Here is a 4865-nt window from a genome sequence, read left to right as displayed (position 1 = left end):
ACGACGACGTGCCCAGCTGCATCGACGGCGTGAACCTGAAAGATGCTTTTGGCCAGATCGATGCCGACGGTGGTGATCTCCATGGGGATGGCTCCTGCATCTGCGTGGCTGCTGTTTCGACAGCAACCACATCTTGGCATCGAGATGCCGTCAGTCGGAGCGGGAGCCATCCACCCCATCTGCTTCCGGATAGCGGTCGCATCAAGCGGACCTAGCCGCGGGGACCGCTCACGACCCTTCTCGGAACCTCGGAAGGTCCGCTTTGCGGTCGGTTGGCGTATACTGACCTCGAAATTTGACGCGTGTCCTCGCAGTCCCTCGCATATGCGAAAACGTTGATAACATACCTACGATAGATGCTGGCGTTTGATCCTTGCAATCGCCATCGAAATCGATATTCGGATTGCTACATCTGGAAATTGAGCGCACGGTGCCAGAGGCTACGCAGCAGTGATCTTGATGCGGGCATGCCGTGCAACTCGGAGTGCTTCTGATGGATCGCCCCCGTGCAGATCGATGCCTCGAAGTTGCCCGTGAGTTGCGCGCGGCGGCCGAGGAGACGCGTCGGACGCTTCAAGCCTCACGCGATTTGGTGCGGCGCTCCCGCGAGCAAGCCGTCACCGGGCCGTCGGCAGCCGGCGACGACCCTGGTCCATCGAAACATTTGGTGACGTCTCTCATCGAGGCCTACGAGGCCGCGGACGACGATCCTGACCCTCAGACCCGTCTGCTCCTCGGCCGCGTGCTCCATCATGTCGGCCGTCGCGTCGCCGGCGTGATGGGGCCGCGGGCAGCCGGTATCGCTTTGCAATGATCGCCTTGGCGTAAGGATCAGCGGAGAAACCACGATGAACGGTGACGATCCGCAGGACGACGAGCGCGGTGCGCTGGTTCGCATCGCCCGTACGCTGGGCGTCCCGGTTGCGACCTTCCTGACGGCCGATCCTACTGATACTCCGGATATCGAAACGGTCGTTGAGGGCCCTGATCATCTCGCAGAATTCGTGGCCCTGCTGCGTCTGTTCGTGCGGCTGAAGAGCCCCGAGGCCCGGGCGCGCTGCCTCGCCTACGTCGTGCAGGAAGCCACGCACGACAGCTGATCCGTGCGTCCGTCCTCGACATCGGGCCAGAACGCGTGATGCTGGGACCTGTTGCACGGCGCGGCATTGATCCGAGGGCTAAGAACGCGGTGATAGACCAGGACCACTTTCCGATCGTCGGCATCGGCGCGTCCGCGGGCGGCATCGAGGCGATGCGGGGCTTTTTCCGCGGGGTGCCGGAGACGCTGAGAGCCGCCTTCGTCGTCGTCACGCATCTCGGCCGGGAGCACAAGAGCCTGCTCCCGGACGTGCTGGCCCGGTTCACGCCGCTCAAGGTCGAGGCCGCCGCCGACGGCGTCCTGGTCGCGCCGGGCACCGTCTACGTCATGCCGTCCGGTTTCGTCATGGGCATCGCGGGCGGGCGGCTGACATTGACGCCGCTCGGCCCGGCGAGCCGCGAGACCAAGCCGATCGACATCTTCCTGACCACCCTGGCCCTCGACCAGGGCGAGCGTGCGGTCGGTGTGATACTGTCCGGCGGCGACGGCGACGGCGCCATCGGCATCAAGGCGATCAAGGAGCACGGTGGCCTGACCCTGGCCCAGACCGCGGATAGCTACGGCCCCGAGACCGCCGACATGCCGCTCAGCTCGCTGCGGACCGGCTTCGTTGATTTCGGCGAGACGGCCGAACGGATGGGCGACCTGATCGCCGCGCACGTCGCCGCCGCGCCGAACGCACCGGATGCGCAGGCCGACGGGGTCGCGCGGGAGTTCGAGGCCGAGCTCCTCACCGAGATCTTCGCCATCCTCCGCCGGCAGGTCGGCCACGACTTCTCGGGCTACAAGCCAAGCACCTTCGGGCGCCGCCTGCAGCGGCGCCTCGGCGTCGTCGGCGCGTCCGGACTGGACGGCTATCTCAAGCTGCTGCGGGCTGACCCGGCCGAGGTTGGGGTGCTGTTCCGGGACTTGCTGATCGGTGTGACGAACTTCTTCCGCGATACCGCTGCATTCGAGGCCCTGTCCGCCCAGGTCATCCCAAAGCTGTTCGACGCACGCGCGGCGACCGATGTCATACGGATTTGGGTGCCGGCCTGCTCGACAGGTGAGGAGGTCTACTCTCTGGCCATCCTCCTGCGCGAGCACATGGTCACCCTGGCGGATCCGCCGCGCGTGCAGGTCTTCGCCACTGACATCGACGAGCGCGCGCTCACGGTCGCCCGGACTGGCCGCTACCCGAGGGCCTACCTGTCCGCCGTCTCGCCTGAGCGGATCGGGCAGCACTTCGTCGTCGAGGGCGACAGCGCGGTCGTCGAGAAGGCCGTGCGCGACCTTTGCACCTTCGCCCCTCACAATGTGCTGCGCGATCCGCCGTTCTCGCGCCTCGATCTCGTCTCCTGCCGCAACCTGATGATCTACCTAGGTGTCGAGGCCCAGCAACAGCTGATGCCGGTTCTGCACTACGCCCTGCGCCCGCGCGGCTATTTGTTCATCGGCATGGCCGAGAACGTGACGCGGTTCGAGGACCTGTTCGAGACGATCGACAAGCAGCACCGCATCTTCCAGGCTCGCGACGCGATCCCGCCGGCTCGGTTGCGGCCGATGTCCGGGACGGACACGCCAATCTTTGCAAATGCGCCCCCCCCGCAGCGGCGCAACGTGATGACGCACGCCGCCCTGCGGCACGCGGTCGAGACGCAGATGTTGTCCGAGTTCACGCCGCCCCACGCGGTCGTGACGCGGACGGGCGAGGCCGTGCACTACTCATCGCGGATCGGCGATCACCTGGAGGTCGTGCCCGGCCAGCCGACCCGGGAGCTGGCTGCGATGGCGCGTAGAGGCCTGCGGCTGGATCTCCGGACTGCCTTGCGCGAGGCGATCGAGGGCAACATTCTGGTCGTGCGCGAAGGCATCGGCGTCGAGCTGCCGGACGGCGGTTTCCAGTCGATCTCCCTTGTGGTCAAGCCGCTGAACACGCCCGGCGCGGTCGAGCCGCTCTTCCTGGTCGTGTTCAACGAGGCGGCCGCGCCGGTCGAGAGGGAGCGGCAGCAGGCCCTGAAGGCGAACGAGCGGGACACGGCGCTCCAGGGCCTGGAGCGCGAATTGAGCGTGACGCGCGAACGGCTCCAGGCCGTGATCGAGGAGTATGAGACGTCCCTTGAGGAGCTAAAATCTTCGAACGAGGAACTTTACTCCGTCAACGAAGAGATGCAGGCCGCCAACGAGGAGCTTGAGGCTTCGAAGGAGGAGACACAGTCTCTGAATGAGGAGCTTCAGACAATGAATTCCGAGCTCGCGTCCAAGATCGAGGCCGTCGATCAGTTGACCGACGATCAGGCCACGCTGTTCGAGGGCATGAACATCGCGAGCGTGCTCCTGACACCGGATCTCCACATCCGCATGTTCACCAACGCAGCGGCGCAGATCTTCGGCTTGCAGCCGAGCGACGTCGGCCGGTCCTTGCGCAACTTTTCGGCGCCGATCCCCCTGGCATGGCTGGTGGACGAGATCCCGACGGTGCTGTCGACGAACCGGCCCTCCGAGCGGACGATCGAGGGGGCGGACGGCGCCCGCTACCGGGTCCGGCTGATGGCCTCGTCCCGCAAGGGCGGCCGGAGGCCCGGGATCGTCGCAAACTTCACGAACCTGCTGGAGCAGGAATGACCAAGGGATCTGCCCACCTCGCGTGGGATGTTGGCGGCCAGCACGCGCTGGTGCGATCGGAGATGCTCAACAGCGTCAGCGCGGCGGGGGAGCGGCACGGTTTGGCAGAGCCCGGCCGCGTTTGGTCTCAGGGGGACGGATCGTAACGCCGGCCTGGGCCGAAGGTGACACGTCAGCTTTCAGGCAGTACAAAGGTTCGAAGTTCTGTTCTCCAAGGGTGCGACTGATCGGCCAAGATTTCCGCCGTACGCCCTGAAACTTGACGATCCAGATCGACCAGAGCACGCTGGCATTAAGAAGGCACCTTCATCGCGAACGGTAGATGCCTAAATTCTACTTCCACCTCCGTGGTCCGGACGGTCTGGACCACGACGACGAAGGCTTGGATCTCGCCAGCGTTGAGGCGGCATATCTTGAGGCCTTCAAGGCTGTGCCGGGAATGGGCTCCGATCTGGCCTCCACCGCGAAGAACCCTATCCGGTATGGCTTCGAGATCACCGATGCGCATGGCACCGTTCTGATGGCGGTGCCTTTCGCTGAGGTACTCGATCGCGGGCAAAAGCGCACAAAACAACCGGCCAAGCTACAGCTCCACAAAGGTCGAGCGGAGATGAGGCGCACGGCAGGACTGATTGTAGAGCTTCGCGAAGCGCACGCGAAGTTGAATGTGACGCTGGCAGAGACCCAGCGTCTCCTCGATATCGCGAAGCGAACTGGTCGCTAGTGGTAAGGGCAAGAAGAGGCCTCACCCATTGGAAGCGGAATGGCCGCTCTCGGGAGATGGGCTAAGGTCTGCAGACCACCCCGAGCCGAACTTGCGGAGCGGCCGACGAATGCCCGTGTGTGGACGCCCCATCGGATTCAAGGGGGTGTTGGAGAGATTTGTGCGCGCAGGATCAGGTGCTGCCGTGTGTCCGGCCTGTTGATGCAGCCTTCATCACGGCTGCTGGCCTGTATGGAGAGCGCGGATCGGGTCCAAGTCGCTTTGGCGCGCTCGAGGCGCTTGGCCATTCACTGGTTTTCCCGACCCCGTCTTCTGACCGTTGCGCCATACCTCTCGACTGACCTTCCCTGCCTCCCTGACGCCTCAGGCCGTGGCGATCACGCCGTGGCCGGAGCTCTGTAGGAGCCGCCATGGGCCATCAAGGCCCAGACGATCCTC

The 4865-nt window shown here is 64.9% G+C and carries 5 protein-coding genes; all 5 read left to right on the top strand.

All coding sequences use genetic code 11. The features are described 5' to 3' along the window. Positions 1-215, top strand: a 215-nt coding sequence (locus tag H288_RS35825) for a hypothetical protein (RefSeq protein ID WP_210163421.1), incomplete at its 5' end; no start/stop codon positions are given. A 278-nt stretch (positions 216-493) separates the two neighbouring features. Next, the gene (locus H288_RS35465; protein ID WP_128083415.1) at positions 494-814 is read left to right on the top strand and encodes a hypothetical protein; all 321 of its coding nucleotides are present in this window, start codon (positions 494-496) and stop codon (positions 812-814) included. Between the two features lie 34 nt (positions 815-848). Beyond that, positions 849-1100 carry a hypothetical protein gene (locus tag H288_RS0131745; RefSeq protein ID WP_020096575.1) on the top strand — a complete coding sequence of 84 codons (252 nt, stop codon included), beginning with the start codon at positions 849-851 and terminating at the stop codon, positions 1098-1100. Between the two features lie 38 nt (positions 1101-1138). Next, positions 1139-3703 carry a CheR family methyltransferase gene (locus tag H288_RS0131740; RefSeq protein WP_026605485.1) on the top strand — a complete coding sequence of 855 codons (2565 nt, stop codon included), beginning with the start codon at positions 1139-1141 and terminating at the stop codon, positions 3701-3703. 322 nt (positions 3704-4025) lie between these two features. Next, positions 4026-4427 (top strand): hypothetical protein, encoded by a 402-nt coding sequence (locus H288_RS0131730; protein ID WP_012322593.1) that lies wholly within the window; start codon positions 4026-4028, stop codon positions 4425-4427. The last annotated feature ends 438 nt before the right edge of the window (positions 4428-4865 follow it).

It is taken from the genome of Methylobacterium sp. 285MFTsu5.1, from assembly GCF_000383455.1.
Classification (GTDB): Bacteria; Pseudomonadota; Alphaproteobacteria; order Rhizobiales; family Beijerinckiaceae; genus Methylobacterium.
The sequence above is the reverse complement of the archived record's forward strand: the minus strand, read 5'-3'. Positions and strand labels throughout refer to the sequence as shown.

Excerpts from the sequence above, each read along its gene's own strand:
- H288_RS35465 (WP_128083415.1), top strand. The coding sequence starts at position 494 with ATGGATCGCCCCCGTGCAGATCGATGCCTCGAAGTTGCCCGTGAGTTG.
- H288_RS0131745 (WP_020096575.1), top strand. The coding sequence starts at position 849 with ATGAACGGTGACGATCCGCAGGACGACGAGCGCGGTGCGCTGGTTCGC.
- H288_RS0131740 (WP_026605485.1), top strand. The coding sequence starts at position 1,139 with ATGCTGGGACCTGTTGCACGGCGCGGCATTGATCCGAGGGCTAAGAAC.
- H288_RS0131730 (WP_012322593.1), top strand. The coding sequence starts at position 4,026 with ATGCCTAAATTCTACTTCCACCTCCGTGGTCCGGACGGTCTGGACCAC.